Consider the following 20556-nt stretch of genomic DNA (forward strand, 5'->3'; position numbering starts at 1 on the left):
GACGGCGATCGATTCGCCGTCGGCCAGCGTCCCGGCGGGCATCATTCCAGATGCCGGATCGTGATGCCCTCCCAGTGCGCCTGGAGATGCTCGGCGACCAACCGCCGGTGACAGTGGCGCGGGCCGGCCTCGCTGCACAGCAGACAGGCCCCATCGAACAGCGCCGGATCGAGGGTGGTGATGACCTGCCGCTCGGTGAGCAGCGCCCGGAACTGGCGTTCGTAGACGCCCCAGTCGCCACCTTGCTTCTTGTAGTCATCGAGCAGGGCGGCCGTGGGCGCCAGTTCCGGCACCTCCTGATAATCGATCCCGCCGAGCGCCTGGAGGAAGAAGCGCAGATCGTCGCGCTTGGCGAATCCCGCCAGCTGCGAGCGGTTGTTGAGGCGCACGTCCAGCACGCGCCGCACGCCGTGGGTGGTGAGCAGGCCGAAGAAACGCTCGGCGTTCTTCTGGGTAAAGCCGATGGTATAGAGGGTCATGGGTTGGACTCCGCGTCGTGAAGTTCGTCCGGACGATAGGCCAGACGCTCGCCCTGTTGGCGATAGGCCAGCGCCTCCAGCTCGGCATCGGTGTGAAACAGATCCGGGTGTTCGAGTCCCAGGTGGGCGCGCAGCCGGCACAGGGTCTCGGCGTGCGGTTCCAGGGTGCCGTCGTAGAGGATGTGTTCGACGGGTAGACCCTGCTCGACCAGCGACCGGCTGATCAGGATGGTGCGGTGACAGGTCATCGGATCGCGCTCGGCACACAGCAGGGCCAGACGATAGCGCTGTGCCCCCTGAGCGATCCGCGTCACGCCGTCGCGAAAGCGCGGGGTCCGGGCCAGACGTTCGTAGTCGACCTGACCGTCCCGGAGGGCGGCCGGATCGTCCGAACGCGCGCCGCACGCGCGCCCGAGAAACACATAGGCCACACCCGCTTCGCGCAGGGCCGCCTGGAGCGGCTCGCGGTTGAACTGGGGATGGCGGCGGCTGTAGGGGGCCGAACGCACATCGGCAATGGCCGTGATCCGGTGACGCTGGAGTAGCGCCAGAAACGCCTCCAGGGTGTGATCGGAGTGTCCGAGGGTATAGAGGATCGAAGACATCGCAATGAACCTACGGGCTGAGGATGGCGGCGGCGAGCTTGTAAGCATAGCCGTTCCAGGGCGGGGCCAGGCTTACGCACACGAAGCTGTCGGGGCGCTGTGCGACCACGCCATTGGAGTGTCCGGCATAAGCCGCCTTGAGGTCGGGGTCGGTCACGACCAGATCGTAGGTGACGGCGCGGTGGACGAAGCGGGCACGCAGTTTCTTCCAGGCCACATGCAGCCAGACGGTCAGCGGGCCGATTAGGAGCAAAGAGTGATCGAGTTCTGCCAGACGCTCGGCGGGCACGCGGTCGTTGCAGCCGGCCGCGGTCGAATGGCCGTTGATCCACAGGGTCGCGACCGGGTCGACCAGTGCGGGCAAGCACGCGGCGTCCAGGCGTCCGACCCGGTTCCAGGCGTACTGCGCGTGGATCAGATGGTTCTCCGACTGGAACCCCATGGGCGCCGGGCCGCGCACCGGGACCGTCACCACGTCGAGCAGGGCTGGAGTGGTGCCGTCGGTGAGCGCCTGATCAGCCAACGTGAGCGCGCCGGTGGGATGGGCGCTGACGGGACGGATCCAAGGGCCGAAGCGGTCATTGGCCAGCCGCTTGCCAGCCAGACAACGACCGTTGTTCTTGCAGGAGTTGGCCAGAACGACCAAGGTTTGGGTCTGGGGTTGGGTCGGGTGAGCCTTCATTGGACAGCGACGCCTCAAGACGATCCGTGATGATGGGAGGCAGTCTGCCCGGCTCGGGGGCGGGGTGCCGGAGGTGCAAGCTTGTGGCGAGGCGTCAGGCGGCCAGATCCCAGTCGCGGTCGTCCGAGTCGATCACGGTGACGGACGGATCAGGAGTTCGGGTCGGTTCTGACGGCTTGAGGCCCAGCCAGCCCGGCGCAAGCGGTTGCAGCACGGCGGTCAGTCCCAGCCGGCGCACCTCGGGCGGATGCAGGCCACGGATCCGCTCGGCCAGTTCGGCGGCCTGCTCGGGGTCAAGTTCACCCTGAAGCGCGCCTTCTTCCTCCAGTTCGGCCAGACGCGCCATCCAGGCCGAAGCCTCGGCGGCGATGGCTTCGCGCTCGGCACAGACCGCCCGCACCCGCTCCGGCGGCACGGCGGCGAGCACACGGGCGATGAAGTGCGCCACCAGCGCGCGTTCAGCGGCGGACGGCTCGGTGTTGGCCGTGGCCTGGTGCTGGACCAGGAGCGGTCCCGATTCGGTCATCTGCACCTCGAAGGTCGAGCACGACTGGCCGTGCCGGTCGCGCACCGCATAGATCCCCATGGCGTGAAGCAGGCATTCGCCGGCATAGGTGCCGACGCAATGCGCTAGACGCAGCCCCTCATGCTCCAGGTCAGCCTGACTGGTCAGCTCCAGGATCCGGTAGTCGCTCTGGGTGTGGGAGCCGGGTGTCCAGGCCGGCCAGGTCAGCGGTTCAGCGGTCTCGGGATCGGCGTCCGCACGGGCCAGACTGAAGGCCAGACGCGCCGTGCGCCATTCTTGGGCCAGGGTCATGAGACGGGCCAGCCCCGAGCGCCCGAACCAGCGCGGGAAGAACGTGCAGGGCGGCTGAAGCGGGACCGCCGTTTCGTCCAGGCCGTTGGCGTTCGCCCAGTCGATCAGCGCCGGACGCACCCCGTAGTGCCAGGCCGCCTGCATCATCTCGAAGAGGGCGTCGACGTCCAGGCGCGTGCCGACCTGTTGGGTCAGGGCCTGGAGTCCATCGGCCCAGCCATGGCGGAAGGGCTTGATGAGCCGGATCGGCTCGACGTCCAGACAGGTGGCCAGGGTGTCGAGCCGCTCGGCCAGGGCCAGACAGGGTGCCCAGTCGGCTTCGGTGCGCGGCAGATACTCCGCCGGCCAGCGGTCGAGGCGCTGGAGCCGCGTCCGGCGGGCGGCGAAAATCCGTGGATCACGCAAGCTCCGGGTGCGGGCGATGGTGCGCGGCTTGACCTGGAAGTGGTTGGCCAGGGCGCGTTGCAGCGGTTCCCCGGCGATCACCGCCCGGCGCAGACGGGCTTCGGTGCGCAACACTCCGGCATAGGCCGGGAAGGTCTGGGCGGCCTGGAGGCGTCGGGTGCGGGTCGTCTCATCGCCCGCACCATAGTCGTTGAACACCTCGGGTGTCGGCGTCCCTTCGGCCCGGATCACGGCCAGCCGTTCGGCGTCCAGGGCCGACAGCCACTCGCCGAGCGCGGCGCGACACAGCGCGGCCTCGACCTGGGTCAGCATCCAGTGTTCAGAAGGGCCGGCGGGACTGGCGCGATGGGCGTTAGGGTGATCGAGCACGGCGTCGGCCAGATGCTCGGCCAGGGTCATCAGCCAGGGCGACTCGGGATCGAGCGCCGGCCAGCCGCGCAACACGCGCCCGCCGATCAGAAGACTGGCGTTCGGACGTTCGACGCCATAGGCAAACACCTGACGATCGGCCTGCTCGACCAGCCACAGCCGGTGATAGCGGCCGGGTTGACCGGCCAGGGGCGTGGGCGTGGTGAAGTCGACGCGCAGGGCTTGGCGCACGCTGACCGGCAGCCCACGGCGCATCAGCCAGGCGCGGGGCGCGCCGAGCCGGCCTTCCGACAGCAGCCGGTTGAGGAGTGTCACACTGGCGGCGTTCAGACCGGGATCCCCGATGCGGCGATAGCTCCAGTGTTCGAACGGCTGACCGTCGGGACGCATGGCGTGAGACTCCGCGCGCGGGCGCTCTGAGGACGAGGCCCGCAGTATCGTCCCCCCGATGGACGCCGGGGTCGGGCACAAGCTTGTCGCCCCCCACCGTTATCGGCTGCACCGGTTCAATACGTCACCACCATCCATCATCCACACCACACGGAGGATTCCATGGCCACCTATTTCGTCTCCCGCCATCCCGGCGCCCATGACTGGGCCGCTGAGGAGGGCTTTGCGGTCGAGGCCGTCATCGTGCATCTGGATCCGGCGCTCATTCAGCCGGGCGATCGCGTCATCGGCTCGCTGCCGGTGAATCTGGCCGCTGAGGTCTGTGCGCGCGGCGCGCGCTATCTGCATCTGTCGCTGGATCTGCCGCCGGAACTGCGGGGCCGGGAACTGAGCACCGAACAGATGCGCGCCTGTGGGGCACGGATCGAGGAGTACCGCATCACGCGCGTTGAGCCGACGGACGCCGCTGCAAGCTTGTGACGCCCGCTTGAGACGGGGGGATGCGGTTTCATAGACGCACCGAATCATCGGCCCTGAACCCTCAACACGGAAGCTGCTCATGCGCCACCTCCCCGTCTCGTTCCTGCTCGGTTCCACCCTCCTGCTCACCAGCGGCTGCGCCACCGTCACACGCGGCACCACCGACACCCTGGTCATCGACAGCGACCCGCCCGGCGCTCAGGTCACGCTCTCCAACGGGATGAGCGGCCAGACACCGGCGAGCTTCAAGCTCTCGCGCAAAACCACCCTGGTGGTCGACATCGCCAAAGCGGGCTACGAGCCGGTCAAGGTCAACGTCCAGCCGCAGATCTCCGGGGCCGGGGGCGCGGGTATGGCCGGCAACGTGCAGCGGCTGCACCGGGCCGTGCGCCGCGAAGGGATCGCGCTGCAACGCTCGGTCTTTCTGGTCCGGGGCAGCGAGTCCGACATTGAGGCGCTGCTCGATCGTCTGGAGGCCCTGATGGATGTGGCCAAGGATGATCTGCGTGCCTATCCGGTCGCCGCACCCTCAGCACTCTGGTTGCAGGGACAGTGCGTCGTCCAGGGCCATCTGCTCGGCGATGGCGAAGCGGCCATCGAATCACGCCCCAGCGCGCCCGGTTGGCGGGCACTGACCACGCCGACACCCCCCGTGCTTCCGTTCACCCGGAGTCAATCATGAACGCCCAACTGCTGCTCGTCATCGACCACCGCGACACGCAACGGACGCTCGACGGCGGAGCCTTGCGCCTGGTCACGCCCGGCGCCCAACCGCGCCCTATCCCGCTCGGCGTGCTCGGGCTGGTGGTGGTGCATGGACGCGCCCTGGTCGGGTGCGCTGTCCGGCGGGCGCCGGCCGAGCGCGGGATTCCGGCCGTGATGCAACCGGGACGCGGGCGTGGGGCCTGTGCCTGGATGGGGCCGGCGTTGGGGTCGACGGGCGTCTGGCGCGCAGCCCAGCATCGGGCGGCTGAACGGGTCGAGCGGCGTCTGATGTCGGCGCGGGATCTGATCGCCGCCAAGCTCCCGGCGCAGGCGCGCGTCATCGAGCGCTTGCCCGTGGCGTCGGACCCGCCCGAGACTCGGATCGCGGTGCGTCGTCAGCAAGATCCGGCGCTTGCCCGACTGGGTCAGGCATCCAGCACGACAGCGGTCATGGGACTCGAAGGTTCGGCGGCCGCCGCCTGGTTCCGCCGGCTGACCCTGTGGCTGTCGTCGAAGTGGGGATTCCAGGGGCGCACTCGCCGTCCGCCCCGTGATCCGGTCAATGCACTGCTTTCGCTTGGGTACACCCTGCTCGGCGGGGAGATGCCGGCGGTCATTCAGCAACAGGGGCTGGATCCGGCGCGCGGACTGCTGCATGAACTGGTTCCGGGACGCGAATCCCTGGTGCTCGATCTGATCGAACCCCTACGTCCATCCGTCGATCTGGTGGTACTCGGGATGCCGGATCGTCTGCTCACGCCCGAGGATTTCACCAACAGCCCCGAGGATGGATGCCGGTTGTCGAAGGAGGCGCGCGGGCGCTTCTATCAGGCCTGGGCACAGGCACGGCAGGACTGGCCCGATTTGCAGGCGACGTTGGAGGATGAACGCGCAGGCACCGTGGTCAGTCTCACACAACTGTGCCGCCGTCAGACCGAAGTCTTGCGTCAGGTACTCAAGCCGGTTATGACCGGTCAATGCAACCAGGGCGATGAATTCAGATTGGAGTTCTGAAAAGGTCGGATGTCGGCGTTAAAAACGCTTGATCCAAGCGCCAAGTTCGATACTATCGAACTTGGCCGGCAAGGCCACTCTGACCCTGATATCTGTTGTATTTTTGGTCAAAACTTGACCTAACTTTTTTTTCCTGATTAGTTACGAACCTCAGCAGACTCGTCTCTTCTAGTCTACACTCTCAGTAGATGCCACTCACCGGAGACAGCTGATGCCTCAGAACACGATTCAGTTTCAGAAAGGCTTGAGTTTGCCGGAGTTTCTCCAGAACTACGGAACCGAGGACCAGTGCAAACAGGCCCTTGAACAGTGGCGTTGGCCGCAAGGCTTCGTCTGCCCGAGCTGCGGACACGCGGGTGAGCCGGTGCGCTTGCGCACGCGGGCGCTGTTGCAGTGTCGCCACTGTCATCATCAAACCTCACTGATCGCCGGAACGATCTTTGAGGCGACCAAGTTGCCGCTGACGACCTGGTTTTCGGCGATGTTTCTGCTGACACAGCAGAAAAACGGGATCTCGGCCCTGGAGCTCAAACGGCATCTGGGCGTGTCCTATTTGACGGCGTGGCGGGTTAAGCACAAATTGTTGCAAGTCATGAAAGAGCGCGACGATCAAACGCCGCTCAGCGGCGTCATCGAGGTCGACGACGCCTACTGGGGCGGCGAGCACCACGGGGGCAAGCGCGGGCGCGGCTCACCGAACAAGGTTCCATTCATCGCCGCGCTCTCGTGCGACGAGGACAACCACCCCATCGGCCTGCGCTTGGGTAAAGTCGCCGGCTTCCGCAAAACCGAGGTCGAACGCTTCGCCAAGCGCCACTTTGACCCCAGCGCCCTCATCCGCACGGATGGATTGTCCTGCTTCAGCGTCATCGCCGCGGCCGGATTCGAGCACCAGCCGATCGTCACCGGCGGCGGCCACCCCAGCATGGAGATTCCTGAGTTCCAGTGGCTCAATACCGTGCTGGGCAACGTCAAAAACAGCCTGCAAGGCTCCTACCATCATCTCAGCGGCAAGCATCTGCCGCGCCACCTCGCCGAGTTCTGCGATCGCTTCAATCGCCGCTTCGACCTCGCCGCCATGCTGCCGCGCTTGGGCAAAGCCGCGGTGCGTACACCCCCAATGCCGCATCGCCTCCTCAAACTAGCTGAGCTATGTTAATAATCAGGAACTTTTTTGCCGACTCTATGTGTATATCAGAGCTTGTCTATCAGATTGATTTTTCAAGCAAAAGTTATCCACAAGGGGTCCGCATTGAGACCCGCTTTCGAGGGGATTAAGACGAAGCGCAAATCCTCCGACGAATCGAGTTCCGAGTCCGCATTGAGACCCGCTTTCGAGGGGATTAAGACAAGTCGGCTCGGGCATAGGTCAATCTCTCCATTCGGTCCGCATTGAGACCCGCTTTCGAGGGGATTAAGACCGCCCCTGAGACCTGGTTATTGGTGCTCTCGAGTCCGCATTGAGACCCGCTTTCGAGGGGATTAAGACGCAGCGACAGAGACCATTTCGCGCCACGCGGCAGTGTCCGCATTGAGACCCGCTTTCGAGGCGATTAAGACAAACGGCACAGACTGCATCGAGAGCAACCTCGGTCCGCATTGAGACCCGCTTTCTGTAATACCTTCCCGTACCCTTCGCGGTCCCTTCAACACGATGGAGACCGTGAATGTCCAGATCGATCCGTTTTGCCCTGCCGTTAAGCCCGCATTGGGCGGCGGGGCCGTGGCCGGATCGGCACCGAGCGAGCCGGCACCCGTGGCGAAGACCGAGTCGACCAGCCGGACAACGGCTGCTTGCGGAAGCAAGCGTACCTGCAAGGAGATGAGCAGTTGCACCGAGGCGATGCACCACCTCAACAACTGCGGACTGAGCCGTCTCGATGGGGACGGCGATGGCGTGCCGTGCGAGGCGCTCTGTCGCTGACCCGGATGGAGGCCGCAACAAGGGAAGCGGCCTCCAGTTCATCGCGATGGTCTGGATTGGATCGGGGATAGCGCTGTAATCTCAGGCTTTCCGCATATCCGGGCCATCGCCGCATGTTCAACTCACGTCGTCTTTGGCTGTTCGTTCTGGGCTTCATCGGCCCCTGGATCTTCGCCCTGCTGTTCCCTCTGGCCCGCTGGCCCGAGATCGCCGAAGCCGTCGCCATCACTGCCGGGATCCTGCTTGGCTTCGCCGGTCTCGGCTTTCTGGGCATGCCGATGAAAGGCAACGCGGATCCGCGCGACGTGACGGCCGGTGCGCTGGGGATGTTGGTCCATGCCGGAGTGTTCGGCGGACTGGTGTCGTTCATGCTCGCCTGACCATCTCAGCGTCAAGGCATCACGCGGTTGTCCGCCGGCGATGCTCTGACCGATACTCGACCCATCAGGCTCAACATCGAGGAGACGCGAGATGCAGTTGAACCTTGGTCAGCGCGTGGCATTGCCGGAGGTGGTGTCCTCGACGAACCTTGAGGTCGGTATCGACCTTCAGGGGATCGCGGTCGACGTCTCCTGCTTCGGTGTCGATGCCGCCGGGCGGCTCGCCGATGAGCGCTACATGACCTTCTTCAACCAACCACGGACGCCCTGCGGCGGCGTGCAGCTCGGGAGTCCGGCCGGTTTCGGGGCGGGCTTCCGGCTTACGCTCGATCAGCTACCGGCCAGCATCGATCGTCTGGTCTTCGTGGCCGCGATCGACGGAGCCGGGACCATGCGGCAACTCACCGCCGGGCGCGTGTGCCTGATCGAGCAGGGACAGATCAGGGCCACCTTCGCGCTGCGCGGCAGCGACTTCGCCGATGAGCGCGCCCTGATGCTCGCCGAGATCTATCGCAAGGGCGGGGTCTGGCGTATGAGCGCCACGGGGCAGGGGTTCAATGGCGGTCTGGATGCCCTGGTGCTTCACTTCGGCGGCGAGGTCGCCGAGCCGGCACCGGCCACGCCCCCGCCGGAACCGGCGCGACTGTCGCTGGACAAGCGCGTCGAGCAACAGGCGCCGCAACTGGTCAGTCTGGTCAAGACGGCGCGGCTGAGTCTGGAGAAGCAGGGCCTACAGGGATTGCGGGCGCGGGTCGGTCTGGTGCTCGATGCCAGCGGCTCAATGGGGCGTCAGTATAAAAACGGGCGCGTTCAGGAACTGCTCGACCGGGTGCTACCGCTGGCCCTGCACTTCGACGATGACGGCAGCCTCGATGTCTGGGCCTTCGACACCACGCCCAAGCCGCTCGATCCGGCGACCCTGGACAACATCGGCGACTACATCGACACCGTCCGGGGCGGCTGGAAGAAATGGTACGGCGGTGCCAACGACGAACCGCGCGTGATGCGGGAAGTCATCGACCACTACCGCCGCGATCCCCAGGCACCGCCGGCCTATGTGCTGTTCGTCAGCGATGGCGGCGTCCACCGGAACCGCGAGATCACCAACCTCATGCGCGAAGCCGCGCAGTATCCGATCTTCTGGCAGTTCATGGGACTCGGGGGCCGCAACTACGGCATCCTGGAAAAGCTCGACACCATGAGCGGGCGCGTGGTGGACAACTGCGGGTTCTTCGCCATCGACGATCTGCATGACCTGACCGACGCCCAGCTCTATGACCGGTTGCTTCAGGAGTTCCCCGACTGGCTGAAGGCGGCGCGGGGCAAGGGGATCATCCGCTGATGCTCGCACGTCTCGTGGGCGCTGTGAGCCTGCTGACTGTATGGATCGCTCTGGGCAGTCTCATGGCCTGGTTAGGCGTCTATGTCGGTCTCAGTGTCTCGGCCGCCGTCATGCTGGGCGGTCTGACGCCGCCCGTGACGGTGATCGTTGTCAATGTTCTGGGCGGCTTCAATCGTCCCCGTGATCCATGAGCGCGCCACTTCAGCGCTCGTAACCGCCCTCGACGGCGAGCCGATAGTCCATCCAGGCGATGCCGGGACAGCCGGTGGTCGTCGGTTCCAGGGCAAAGTCCTCGATCCGGAGGACTCCCCGGCCAAACTCGGTGATCCGCTCCAGGTCGGCGGCGGTGAAGGGATGGGGCGGGGTGTCGACTGTCTGCCCGACCTCGGGCGAAAAGACGAAGCGACGGGGCGATTCGGGACCGGCTTGCGCTGCATAGGGTCGGGATGCGCACAGGTGCGGATCCGCCAGCAGTTGCCAGCCCTCGATCTCGCGTGGATTAGGCGCGCTGTGCAGTGGAGGTGTCAGTCGTGCCAGATTGTCTGCGCGCCCGTCCTCGTGCACGAGGATCTCCCAGCCATTCGCCGTGGGTTCCAGACAGACCTGCAACCGTCCAGCGAAGCGGTGACAACGCCTCTCACCAACCTGGACACGGCCCTGAAAGCGCTGATCGAAACGCGGATACTGGAATCGACGCTTGAACGCTGTCCAGGGCCAGTGCTGGATGGCCTCGCGGTCGATCGACCCGATGACCTCATCATGCTCGACCCGCAGCCAATAGGCCCCGCAGTGCGACAGCGCCCAGCCCGTGCCGGGCTTGGCGCCCGGTCCATTGAGCGCCATGACCCATTCGCTGCCGGGCGGGAAGTCGCTAATGGGCGGACGGCAATGCAGTCCATCGCCCATCCGGATCACCAGACCGCTGTCGAGCAGCCCGCCAGCCAGGGTTTCCAGAACCTCGACCTCCAGCGCCGGTACTGGATCGGTTTGATGTCTCAGCACCCGCGCCCGGATCACCAGCGGGACATCCGAGTAGGCGACCTGCAGAAAGGGGCCACGCCACGCGCAGGAACAGGCCGCCAGTGGTGGCGGAAGCATCAGCCCCAACACCGGCAGGAACATCAGAATTCTCGACCGGAGCGCTGACCGTCCAGGGCATGACGGTTTGAAGAAATGGGGAAACCTGGACATCGGCGACTCAGGGCCGCGGCGGGTGTAGTGGCCGTGGTTTCGGCGGTCGCTTCGGTGGCGGCTTCAGATCCGGGCGATCACGCTTGGGTGGCTTGATGCCGTGCGCAGGCGGCGGGGTCTTGGAAGGCGGTCCCATCGGTGGCGGCGGACGCCGATCGCTGACGAGCGTGCGTGCGCCTGCTGTGCGCGAGCGCTCGGCCTCTCTCTCGGCCTGCTCGCGCTCGGCCTGAAGCCGCCGTTCCTCGTGAAACCGAATCTCGGCCTCGCGTGCCAAGGCGCGTTGCCGGGTGCGCTGCCGCATGATCTCATCGGTGATGGCGACGGCGTCATCCGCCCGACGTTGGGCCTCGCGCCGTTGCGCGGCGCTCGGGCGGTGGACCTCCAGCTCGACGATCTCGGCAGCCGGACCGCACGGCTCGTCTGAGAAGGTCACGCGGCCTTTGGCGTCCTGGCAGCGATAGGCGGCGAGCAGGGTCAGTGGGGCGATGAGCACGAAGCGGCGCATGATGGGGACGTTCCTCCTGAATGGCGACTCCAGCCGGCAGGATGCCCGAATACGATGCGGCGTGGCAACGCCACGTATCAGCGCGCGTCATCTCGGTTCGCCCGGTCGGTATCCATCGGGTATGATCGGGGAGGAAAAAACACACGTCATGGCGCCTGGAGGACCATAGGATGGCTCGCCGACCTCAGACCCTGCCGGAGTCTCCATCCGGCCCCAACACAGCCCCGGAGCAGTCGCCGGCCCATGACCCGTCGACGGCGCCGAGCAAGCCGACAGGACGCGCGAAAGAGTCGATGCTGGGCACGCTTGCGCGACTCGAAGCCCTCAGCGCCGAGCGCGCCAAGAAGCGCCAATTGGAAGAGACGGCCAAGATCCTCCAGTTGCCGCTACCGATCTGGCCGGATCAGGTTCGGGGTGTGCCGAATGTGGCGCTGCGTTCAGCATTGTTCGGAGCGATCAAGCGTGGCCCAAGGCGCTACATGGATCGCGAACTCGTCACCAGTCTCGACGGCTACGAGGTGCGCTACACCGGCCCCCGGCTCGATCAAGCCGACCTGGATGTCTGGGAACAATGCCTGCACCTTGCACGTCAGGGCGGTGTCGGCTGTCGTATCCATTTCACCGCACACAGCTTTCTCAAAAACATCCATCGCTCGACGGGAGGAAAAGACGTCGAATGGCTCAAGAGCGCCTTCAGCCGTCTAGCCTCTGCGGTCATCGAAGCCAAGCACGGCAAGTTCGCCTACTTCGGTCCCATGATCCAGCACGGCGGACGCGATGACGAGACCGGGGAATACTGCATCGAAATGAACCCAGCCATCGTGGCGCTCTACGGCCCGGATGGCTGGAGTCAGATCGACTGGCAGCAACGTCAGCAGCTCAAGCGGCAGCCGCTGGCTCAGTGGCTCCACGGCTTCTACTCAACCCACGCCCAGCCCTTCCCGCTCAAGGTCAAGACCCTGCATCAGCTCTCGGGGAGCGAGAACGGAGCATTGTTCGACTTCCGCCGTCAACTCCGCTTGGCCTTGGACAAGGTTTCCGAGGCAACAGGTTGGACGTGGCGTATCGACGAAAACGACCTCGTTCTCATCTTCAAGACGCCAACGCCAAGTCAGGCAAAACATCTCGCCCGACGCTCGAAGAAGAAAGACTGATCTCCCGACCAAGATCAGGTTTCGGCCGGTCAACGCATGGGATAGAACCCATGGTTGGCTGGCCTTGGCACCATGTCAGACATGGGATAGAACCCATGCCTCTCGCTCTTGTCCAGCCATTTTCAAGTCACACGGGACGGAAATAAGCCGCTGAGTCTTCATGAGGTGGGACGTTGGGCTATCTGTCGGGCACGGGATAGAACCCATGGTGGCACGGGATAGAACCCATGGTGGCACGGGATAAAACCCATGGTGGCACGGGATAGAACCCATGGTGGCACGGGATAGAACCCATGGTGGCACGGGATAGAACCCATGGTGGCACGGGATAGAACCCATGGTGGCACGGGATAGAACCCATGGTGGCACCGCAAAAATCGGTAACTTCTCAATAACTCACGGCACGCCCTTGGCGGCTAAAGCCCGTTGGCGCACGATCTCGGGCAACGGCGGGATAGCGCCCACCTGCCCAATCCGGTCGTTGAGGTAGTCCCAGAAGGAGATCCCGAGCTTACGACAGGTCTTCTTCAGGCTGGCAAAGGTGTCGCGGCAGCGGCGTCCCAGATCACTGCGGGTTCCGCCACTGATCTTGCGCCATTTGACGTAGCTGCGGATGTCGTTCTCGCTACCGTTGGTGTGTAGCGGGATGTCGGGGCGCAGGAGTACGAGAAGGAGTTCTTGCTGATGGGCCTTGAGGCGCTTGAGGAGCGCATTGAGCGTGGCCCAAGAGGTTTTCTGGGTGAACAGGGCCTTGAAGCGGGCGCGTAGGCCGGCGATGGCGTCGGGATCGGGGTCGCACCGGTACGCCTTGAGGTCGGCGTAGAGCGCCCAGAGTTGGGCGCGCACCCGCTGCTGATCCTGGCGGTGGCGCTCATTGAGTGGGATGAGCGTATGAATCCGGCGTTCGGCGTGCACCCAGCACAGGGCATGGAGCAGGATGGCGAACTGTCCGGCGCCATCGCTGACGATGACCAACTCGCGTGAGAGCCCTTTGGCCAGGACGCCGCCGAGCAAGGCCCCTTCTGTAGCGATGCGCTGATGGCGCTCCTGGGTGATACCCAGGGTCTGAAGATGGGCCTCCCAAGCGGTGGTCGTCGTCAGTTCCAGGATCGGCGGTGCCATCAGCGCCCGGCACATGGCCTGAGGCAGACCTTGGGCGCGCCAATAGGCCAGGGCCTCGTCATTGAGGCTGTAGAACGGCTCACCGGCTTGCAGCAGGCGCCGGAAATTGATCCGGCTCTTGCTTTCGCTGCTGGAGAACCAGGCGAAGAAGTCATTGCCGATGTGGGTGACGTAGCCGTTGCGCCCCTGATGGCGCGCCCCGGAGTCATCGACCGTGACGTAGGAGCTGACCTCCAGCCCCACCTCCAGGAGCTGGTCCTTTTCGGCGAAGAAGACGTCGTTGCGACCGCTGAGCAGGGCGTCGATCTGACCGACGGAGATGTCGATTCCCCACTCCAGGAGTTGCTCGCGCAACAACGGCTGGGTGACATGGCACTGATGGTATTGGTAGAGTACATAGGCGCGCAAACCCGCCCCGAAATGACTCCCCTGCACCGTGGCCGGGAGCTCTCCGCACAACCACTCTCCCTCCGGCGTCTGCCACACTTCCAAACGATAGCGCGTGTTGTGCGCCCCAATGTGCAGATCCTGAACGATGAAATCCCGGTAGCCCTTGAAGCGCGCCGTCGCCGGCACCTCTTCGCGCGGCGCGATCGGACAGTCTTCGTGAATGATCAGCTCTTGGGTCTTGGCCCGTTTGCTCGAACCGGCCCGACGTGGCTTCTCCTCACCGCCCTCTTCGCCTCCCCCCGCGCCCTGGCCTGACCCCTCCATCCCACTGGGCTTGAATACGGGACGCGCCTTCTCTCCCTTCAGGATCGCGATCTCATCGCGCAACTGTTGGATCTGCTCCGCTTGCCGCTGGTTGGCTTCCATCAGCGCTTCGATCAGACTCAACAACTGCTCCACCAGCGGCGTGCGCTCCGCTTCCGGGATGTCAGGCAGTTGAATCGGTATCGGCATGGGGCGGTGGGTGATGGTTGGTCGCTGGATCAGGGGATGACGCCTACTGTAACGGATCTCGTCAGACAACGCCGCCATGACTTATTGAGAAGTTACAAAAATCGAACTTAAAATATTGAAATAAAAGAACTTTTTTTGATGCCCAAAATCGCCTAATCTTCTTTTAATCTATTTTTAATCCCTTCCTAATCTATTGGGCGCGTCCCAAGCACCGAGCACATGGGTGCCGGACATCGTGGCACTCAGGCTGCATCCAGCGGATGCCAGTCGGCAAAACAGGGCGGGGAGAACCAGGGGCGGAACCCTGAGCGCTATACTCCCCAACCCAGACCACTGATGGCCAAAACAGGGCCACACCATGATCGAGATCGAATACATCGTCCGTGACCGCCGGGGAGTGGAACGCTTGCGCACCGCCGACAAGAAGGCCGCCGAAGCCTATGACCGGATCCTGGAGAACGCCGAGCGGCTGGCCGACTGGCTGCGCGCCGGATCGGTGTTGCCGAACCTGCCCGATGAAGACCTGGAAACGCTGACGGTGCACCTAGCGCGTCATGCGCGCGAGGTCGAGTTGATCCTCAAAGGCAAGCCGGTGGAGTCCGGGCCGGATCCGGTGGTGAACGAACCGTCACCCAGGGTGACGAATGGCGTTCATTAGAGCGTACATCCATGCACGTTCGCATTGCGAAATATCAGGGTATTAAAGTCGGAAATAGATCGCTACTGCCACAATGTTGAGCGCATGAGGCGGTGATCTGGGTCTGAGCGTTCTGAGCCGTGTGTGCCGACTGCTTGACAGGGGGCATCTTTGGTATAAAATGAGAATCATTATCAAATAGACCCGCCAGCCACTCCAGATCGGATCGCCAAGCCGGGTGTTTCCTCAACCGCTCATCTCGGGAGAAACACACCATGTCCGCCCTGACGCACCACCTGGAACTCGACGACCTCACGCGCCTGGAAGCCTCGCACCTGCGCCGACGGCTTGCCGATCTCATTCATCAGTATGTCCGCGATCGCTCGGTCGCGCTGGCCGAGACCATCCTGTGCCATATCGACGCCCTGTGCCTGCACCCCACCGATTGTCGGGAACCCGATCAGCTGTGCGCCTATCGTCGGCTGGCCTGTCACTGGCGCTGCCTCGCCGAGGTGCAGCGTCTGCGCGAGCAACAGGGTGATTCGGGTTGGCAGCCTTGACGGGATGGATCAGGTGCCATTCATGAAACTCAGACTGGCTTGGAGCGGGGGCTGGATATACACTGTATATCCGCCCCCCTCTATTCATGAGGTGTTCCATGTCCGCCATCCCAAGCTCGGTCACGGAGGCTCTTCCCACGACCCGACCGGTCAATCTGCGCGTGCGCGAGGATATCCGTGCGCTCATCGATCAGGCCGCCCGCAGTCAGGGCAAGTCGCGCTCGGAGTTCATGATCGACGCCGCACGCCTTGCCGCTGAGGACGCCCTGCTCGATCAGACCCTGGTGCGCGTCGATGCCGAGACCTACGCCCGGTTTCTGCAGGTGCTCGACCAGCCGCCCGCCGGCGAGGGCTTCGAGCGGTTGATGCGTGCACCGACGCCATGGGCGCGGTGACACTGGAGCAAAAAAACAGATCCAGAAGGGCTCGGGGGGATCCTGGGAACTGCTGGTCGAAGGTCGCGTTCACGCCCGCTTTAAATCTTTGGGTGAAGCAGCCGCCTATACCGCGTTTTTGAGCGGTGAACGCTACCCGGACTGACCTGACTGAGCCATCGGCTCTACCCCACGCCCCATCAGTCCTTGACTGATTGGGCTTTTTTGCGTGCTATGCGCGAGAAAATAGATAGCTTTCTGGTAGCTATCTATCTAAATCGACACCCATCTTCTCCAATATATCGTCCAGAATATCCAGATTCTGGAACTCCAGCGTCAAGGTTCCCCGCTGTTGCTCGGCATCGTAGGCCAACCTCGCTTTCCAGCCACGTTGTTCAGCGATGGCCTGCTCCAGGGCCAAGGCATTCGGGTCGCGCTCGATGAGCCCCTCCGATAACCCGTCCTCGGCCCCAAGCGCTCGACGTCTGGCCGACTGCTCGATGTCGCGCACCGAGGCACCGCGCTCCAGGATCCGCGCCACGATACGGGGCTGCTCTTTGTATCGAAAGCGCGTCAACGCTTTGGCGTGCCCCAGCGAGATCCCGCCACGCTTCAACGCCTCCTTCGCCACCGGATGCAGCCGCCGTTGCAACCGGCATCCATGGGAGAGCAGGGCAGGGGAAACCCCGTACTCCTTGGCGGCCTGTCTCCAGGTATAGCGAATGTGGCGCTGTGCCAGTTCCCCCATTTTTGATTGGATCTCATCCACGATCGTCAGCAGGCGCCGGCCGATCGGCGATGTAGCCTCGGGCGATCGTTGTTCCTCGGCATTGAAGACCCGCACGAACTCCTGAGCTTCCGTCAAGGTCAGGTCGAGGATGACCGCCGGAATATCTGTTCGGAACAGATGACGCGCCAACTCAAGGGAGTCCCGTCCTGAGAGCAGTTCGTAGCGCGGGAAGCCCGGATTGCCGACGGATCGCACGATGACTGGATCGATCAGCCCCGATTCTTCCGCAAAGCGGAGTGCCTCTTGGCGTGGGGCGGGGCCGGGCGGCCAGGGCCAGTAGGCCGGTAGGTCGATATATTCCAGTCGAAGCGTTTGAATTTGGTGCATGGTGCATGAGAGGGCGGTTATCAAAGGTTGCCACGTGGCAATTCTTATTTCTCGCCACGAAAAAAGCAAAAATTTACAGCGGCCTACGGGTAGTTTTTCTTTTTTTTAGGCGACTGATAGTCACGCCGCCGTCGGTGCTCAAGCCAAAAAATCCTCACGCGAAATTTACTTTAATAAAGAAAATGATACTATCAAACCACATTGCAACTTTTACTGTAGAGAATTTGCCGTGAGCGTCCACTCTCTCCCCCTGCAACACATTCAACCTTGCGTGCATTGGGAACAGCCGCTTGGACGGTTCGGCGCGCTGTTCCCGGTCTTTCAGCCCATCGTTCCGTTGCGATGGACTGAAAACGACGAGGTCATGTACGAAATCCTCGCGCGGATCAAGTCGTGTCAAGGTTGGGTCTTGTCGCCGGCCGAGTTCATCGGCAGCCTGATTCCCGTCACAACCGTCGATCTTGAGATTCTGAAAATGATTCCGGAGATCCAGGCTGCGGCACCTCGATCCACATTCACGATCAACGCCGCTCCCGCTAGTCTATGTAACGCGCAGTACCTGGAGCGGCTCAAGAGCCTTTGTTGCCACCGTGAGATTCACACCGGACGACTGGTGCTGGAAGTGACGGAGGACCCCGTCGAGGTGCTGGCAGAAATCGAAGTGATGGATCATGTCGATGAGTTGCGTGAGATGGGGTTTCGAGTAGCACTTGATGATTTCGGCGCGGGCGGAAACGGGATCGGCCGACTGGCGGCGGGCCGCTTCGACATCATAAAGATGGCTCCGGCGATGGACATTTGCTCAGTGCGCTGTCGCGTGATCATCGAGAACGTGCTCAACATGATCGAAGGGCTCTCCAAGGTTGGAGAGGGGGATATGCAACTGGTGATCGAAGGCATCGAGACGCTTCAGCACCTCGACCAAGCGACTTACATCAACGCCCATTACGGACAAGGCTACATCATCAGTCCGCCGGTCGACGAGATCGTCAGCTACAGAAAGCTCCATGAGCGTTTGAAGTGGTTGTTTGCTGAAAATTTGCGCTGTTGTTGAACGTCATGTACCCCACGGCTAAATGCATTTCGATCCGAAAAAAAACAACCGTAGTCATGGACATCCTAAACCGCCACCACTTTCGGGGGCGCTCCCTGCCCAACGGAGCCGTCTATGTCGGCCGCGGCACACCCCTGGGAAATCCGTTCGTCCTTGGCGAGCACGGAGATCGCGACGCCGTCATCGACCTCTACCAAACATGGCTGCACGAACGGATCGCCACACAGGATCCCATCATCCTGGCCGCTTTGGGCCGCCTGCGGTCGGCCGAGGCGTTGGTGTGTTCCTGTGCGCCGGCCCGCTGCCATGCCGAATGTATTCGCGATGTCGTCCAATACATCAACCTGATTAGTTACGAACCTCAGCAGACTCGTCTCTTCTAGTCTACACTCTCAGTAGATGCCACTCACCGGAGACAGCTGATGCCTCAGAACACGATTCAGTTTCAGAAAGGCTTGAGTTTGCCGGAGTTTCTCCAGAACTACGGAACCGAGGACCAGTGCAAACAGGCCCTTGAACAGTGGCGTTGGCCGCAAGGCTTCGTCTGCCCGAGCTGCGGACACGCGGGTGAGCCGGTGCGCTTGCGCACGCGGGCGCTGTTGCAGTGTCGCCACTGTCATCATCAAACCTCACTGATCGCCGGAACGATCTTTGAGGCGACCAAGTTGCCGCTGACGACCTGGTTTTCGGCGATGTTTCTGCTGACACAGCAGAAAAACGGGATCTCGGCCCTGGAGCTCAAACGGCATCTGGGCGTGTCCTATTTGACGGCGTGGCGGGTTAAGCACAAATTGTTGCAAGTCATGAAAGAGCGCGACGATCAAACGCCGCTCAGCGGCGTCATCGAGGTCGACGACGCCTACTGGGGCGGCGAGCACCACGGGGGCAAGCGCGGGCGCGGCTCACCGAACAAGGTTCCATTCATCGCCGCGCTCTCGTGCGACGAGGACAACCACCCCATCGGCCTGCGCTTGGGTAAAGTCGCCGGCTTCCGCAAAACCGAGGTCGAACGCTTCGCCAAGCGCCACTTTGACCCCAGCGCCCTCATCCGCACGGATGGATTGTCCTGCTTCAGCGCCATCGCCGCGGCCGGATTCGAGCACCAGCCGATCGTCACCGGCGGCGGCCACCCCAGCATGGAGATTCCTGAGTTCCAGTGGCTCAATACCGTGCTGGGCAACGTCAAAAACAGCCTGCAAGGCTCCTACCATCATCTCAGCGGCAAGCATCTGCCGCGCCACCTCGCCGAGTTCTGCTATCGCTTCAATCGCCGCTTCGACCTCGCCGCCATGCTGCCGCGCTTGGGCAAAGCCGCGGTGCGTACACCCCCAATGCCGCATCGCCTCCTCAAACTAGCTGAGCTATGTTAATAATCAGGTACATCAATGACCAGGGCGGGCTTCGCGCCTTGTACGGCTGTCCCACACACAAAGACGGCGCACTCCCCCTGAACGGCGAAATCTTCGTCTTCGGCTCTAACCTCGCCGGTCGCCATGGTGCCGGGGCCGCGCGTGTGGCCCGCGAACGCTTCGGTGCAATCCCTGGGCGTGGGATCGGACGCATGGGCCAGTCCTACGCGCTCCCGACCAAAGATGCTGACCTGAACGTCTTGCCGCTGGAGGTGATCGAGGAGCACATCCGCTCCTTCGTGGAGTATGTGCGCGCTCATCCCGAGCAGCGCTTTTTTCTGACGCGCGTCGGGTGCGGCTTGGCCGGGTACGACGCTCGCGAGATCGCTCCGCTGTTCTACGATCTGACGCCGACCCAAGTCAGCGTCCCACGCCCCTGGAAACCCTGGATCTGCACACACGCCCGGACCTATGCCGGAATCGGATCGCGGAACACGCCGGCCGAGATCTTGCGCCGAATGACCCGGATCGCCGAGCGCTTGAGTGTGCATGGTTATACGCTCCGTTCCGGAGCGGCAGAGGGGGCCGATTGTGCGTTTGAGGCCGGTGCCGATCGGTGCGAAATCTACCTGCCTTGGCCCGGCTTCAACGGCCACGAATCCGAACGCCACCACCTCTCCGATGAGGCGATGCGCTTGGCTGAGCAGCTGCATCCGGGGTGGGCGCAGCTGTCGCCGGCGGCGCGCAAGCTCATGACCCGCAATGGCTATCAGATCCTGGGGGCGGATCTGCGCTCCCCAGTGGATTTTGTCGTGTGCTGGACGCCGGATGGCGCGCAAACAGAAGCCGAGCGGAGTCGTCTGACCGGCGGCACCGGTCAGGCCATCGCGCTGGCCGATCGGTGGGGCATCCCCATTTTCAATCTCGCGCGGCCAGGGGCGTTGGAGCAGCTTGGGGATCTGGTTCGGCAGCTTGTCGATTAGCCATTTTGTGCCGCG

At 63.3% G+C, this 20556-nt stretch carries 24 protein-coding genes and 1 CRISPR repeat array; of the genes, 16 read left to right on the plus strand and 8 right to left on the minus strand.

Features of this window, described 5'->3' with window-relative positions; all coding sequences use genetic code 11:
* Window positions 1-41: 41 nt before the first annotated feature.
* The 4 genes from Atep_RS15790 to Atep_RS15805 form a co-directional block, all read right to left on the minus strand.
* The gene (locus Atep_RS15790) at window positions 42-479 is read right to left on the minus strand and encodes a DUF488 domain-containing protein (protein ID WP_213382330.1); all 438 of its coding nucleotides are present in this window, start codon (window positions 477-479) and stop codon (window positions 42-44) included.
* Entirely contained in the window at window positions 476-1084 is a 609-nt protein-coding gene (locus Atep_RS15795; RefSeq protein WP_236786880.1) for a DUF488 domain-containing protein, read from the minus strand. Before Atep_RS15795 ends, Atep_RS15790 begins: the two co-directional genes overlap by 4 nt.
* Window positions 1085-1094: 10 nt before the next feature.
* On the minus strand, window positions 1095-1766 hold the full coding sequence (locus Atep_RS15800; protein ID WP_213382333.1) for a dual OB domain-containing protein: 672 nt from the start codon (window positions 1764-1766) through the stop codon (window positions 1095-1097).
* 94 nt (window positions 1767-1860) lie between these two features.
* Window positions 1861-3747, minus strand: coding sequence for a PcfJ domain-containing protein (locus tag Atep_RS15805; RefSeq protein WP_213382337.1), 1887 nt, complete (start codon window positions 3745-3747; stop codon window positions 1861-1863).
* Window positions 3748-3909: 162 nt separating this feature from the next.
* Between Atep_RS15805 and csx16 the strand changes: the two genes are divergently transcribed.
* From csx16 to Atep_RS15850, 8 genes are all read left to right on the plus strand, one after another.
* A complete protein-coding gene (gene csx16 / locus Atep_RS15810; RefSeq protein ID WP_213382340.1) occupies window positions 3910-4227 on the plus strand; it encodes a CRISPR-associated protein Csx16 in 318 nt (105 codons plus the stop codon).
* A gap of 79 nt (window positions 4228-4306) precedes the next feature.
* The gene (locus Atep_RS16800; protein WP_236786883.1) at window positions 4307-4909 is read left to right on the plus strand and encodes a PEGA domain-containing protein; all 603 of its coding nucleotides are present in this window, start codon (window positions 4307-4309) and stop codon (window positions 4907-4909) included.
* Window positions 4906-5946, plus strand: coding sequence for a CRISPR-associated endonuclease Cas1 (gene cas1, locus Atep_RS15825; RefSeq protein ID WP_213382347.1), 1041 nt, complete (start codon window positions 4906-4908; stop codon window positions 5944-5946). Before Atep_RS16800 ends, cas1 begins: the two co-directional genes overlap by 4 nt.
* A gap of 211 nt (window positions 5947-6157) precedes the next feature.
* Complete coding sequence (locus Atep_RS15830; protein WP_213380470.1) at window positions 6158-7105, plus strand: IS1595 family transposase; 948 nt, start codon at window positions 6158-6160, stop codon at window positions 7103-7105.
* Window positions 7106-7191: 86 nt separating this feature from the next.
* A CRISPR array of direct repeats spans window positions 7192-7506; the repeat unit is 36 nt; unit sequence GTCCGCATTGAGACCCGCTTTCGAGGGGATTAAGAC.
* A 103-nt stretch (window positions 7507-7609) separates the two neighbouring features.
* A complete protein-coding gene (locus Atep_RS17210; protein ID WP_419467544.1) occupies window positions 7610-7870 on the plus strand; it encodes an excalibur calcium-binding domain-containing protein in 261 nt (86 codons plus the stop codon).
* 113 nt (window positions 7871-7983) lie between these two features.
* Window positions 7984-8250 (plus strand): hypothetical protein, encoded by a 267-nt coding sequence (locus Atep_RS15840; protein WP_213382354.1) that lies wholly within the window; start codon window positions 7984-7986, stop codon window positions 8248-8250.
* A gap of 91 nt (window positions 8251-8341) precedes the next feature.
* Window positions 8342-9592 (plus strand): VWA domain-containing protein, encoded by a 1251-nt coding sequence (locus Atep_RS15845; protein WP_213382357.1) that lies wholly within the window; start codon window positions 8342-8344, stop codon window positions 9590-9592.
* Entirely contained in the window at window positions 9592-9783 is a 192-nt protein-coding gene (locus Atep_RS15850; RefSeq protein ID WP_213382360.1) for a hypothetical protein, read from the plus strand. Before Atep_RS15845 ends, Atep_RS15850 begins: the two co-directional genes overlap by 1 nt.
* A gap of 10 nt (window positions 9784-9793) precedes the next feature.
* Here Atep_RS15850 and Atep_RS15855 read toward each other — a convergent pair whose 3' ends face one another.
* Together Atep_RS15855 and Atep_RS15860 are read right to left on the minus strand one after the other, a co-directional pair.
* Window positions 9794-10714, minus strand: coding sequence for a hypothetical protein (locus tag Atep_RS15855; protein ID WP_213382363.1), 921 nt, complete (start codon window positions 10712-10714; stop codon window positions 9794-9796).
* Window positions 10715-10790: 76 nt separating this feature from the next.
* Window positions 10791-11288 carry a DUF4124 domain-containing protein gene (locus tag Atep_RS15860; RefSeq protein WP_213382367.1) on the minus strand — a complete coding sequence of 166 codons (498 nt, stop codon included), beginning with the start codon at window positions 11286-11288 and terminating at the stop codon, window positions 10791-10793.
* Window positions 11289-11458: 170 nt separating this feature from the next.
* On the opposite strand from Atep_RS15860, the gene trfA reads away from it, so the two are divergent.
* Window positions 11459-12442, plus strand: a complete 984-nt coding sequence (trfA, locus tag Atep_RS15865) for a plasmid replication initiator TrfA (RefSeq protein ID WP_236786868.1) — start codon at window positions 11459-11461, stop codon at window positions 12440-12442.
* Between the two features lie 396 nt (window positions 12443-12838).
* On the opposite strand, the gene Atep_RS15870 is transcribed toward trfA, so the two are convergent.
* Window positions 12839-14467, minus strand: a complete 1629-nt coding sequence (locus tag Atep_RS15870; protein WP_213381806.1) for an IS66 family transposase — start codon at window positions 14465-14467, stop codon at window positions 12839-12841.
* A 358-nt stretch (window positions 14468-14825) separates the two neighbouring features.
* On the opposite strand from Atep_RS15870, the gene Atep_RS15875 reads away from it, so the two are divergent.
* The 3 genes from Atep_RS15875 (at window position 14826) to Atep_RS15885 (ending at window position 16059) form a co-directional block, all read left to right on the plus strand.
* Entirely contained in the window at window positions 14826-15125 is a 300-nt protein-coding gene (locus tag Atep_RS15875; RefSeq protein WP_213382231.1) for a YebG family protein, read from the plus strand.
* A 254-nt stretch (window positions 15126-15379) separates the two neighbouring features.
* Window positions 15380-15664, plus strand: a complete 285-nt coding sequence (locus Atep_RS15880; RefSeq protein ID WP_213382229.1) for an ATP dependent RNA helicase — start codon at window positions 15380-15382, stop codon at window positions 15662-15664.
* A 98-nt stretch (window positions 15665-15762) separates the two neighbouring features.
* Window positions 15763-16059, plus strand: a complete 297-nt coding sequence (locus tag Atep_RS15885; protein WP_213382373.1) for a type II toxin-antitoxin system TacA family antitoxin — start codon at window positions 15763-15765, stop codon at window positions 16057-16059.
* A gap of 244 nt (window positions 16060-16303) precedes the next feature.
* Here Atep_RS15885 and Atep_RS15890 read toward each other — a convergent pair whose 3' ends face one another.
* Entirely contained in the window at window positions 16304-17155 is an 852-nt protein-coding gene (locus tag Atep_RS15890) for a ParB/RepB/Spo0J family partition protein (RefSeq protein WP_213382376.1), read from the minus strand.
* Window positions 17156-17384: 229 nt separating this feature from the next.
* Here Atep_RS15890 and Atep_RS15895 point away from each other — a divergent pair, with 229 nt between their 5' ends.
* From Atep_RS15895 to Atep_RS15910, 4 genes are read left to right on the plus strand one after another with little or no spacing between them, the layout of a single operon-like run.
* Window positions 17385-18209, plus strand: a complete 825-nt coding sequence (locus tag Atep_RS15895; protein WP_213382378.1) for an EAL domain-containing protein — start codon at window positions 17385-17387, stop codon at window positions 18207-18209.
* 56 nt (window positions 18210-18265) lie between these two features.
* Window positions 18266-18592 (plus strand): DUF4326 domain-containing protein, encoded by a 327-nt coding sequence (locus tag Atep_RS15900; protein WP_213382381.1) that lies wholly within the window; start codon window positions 18266-18268, stop codon window positions 18590-18592.
* Window positions 18593-18631: 39 nt separating this feature from the next.
* Window positions 18632-19579 carry an IS1595 family transposase gene (locus tag Atep_RS15905; protein WP_213378308.1) on the plus strand — a complete coding sequence of 316 codons (948 nt, stop codon included), beginning with the start codon at window positions 18632-18634 and terminating at the stop codon, window positions 19577-19579.
* The gene (locus Atep_RS15910) at window positions 19573-20541 is read left to right on the plus strand and encodes an A1S_2505 family phage non-structural protein (RefSeq protein WP_473697697.1); all 969 of its coding nucleotides are present in this window, start codon (window positions 19573-19575) and stop codon (window positions 20539-20541) included. Before Atep_RS15905 ends, Atep_RS15910 begins: the two co-directional genes overlap by 7 nt.
* The last annotated feature ends 15 nt before the right edge of the window (window positions 20542-20556 follow it).

Source organism: Allochromatium tepidum (assembly GCF_018409545.1).
GTDB classification, from domain to species: Bacteria; Pseudomonadota; Gammaproteobacteria; order Chromatiales; family Chromatiaceae; genus Thermochromatium; species Thermochromatium tepidum_A.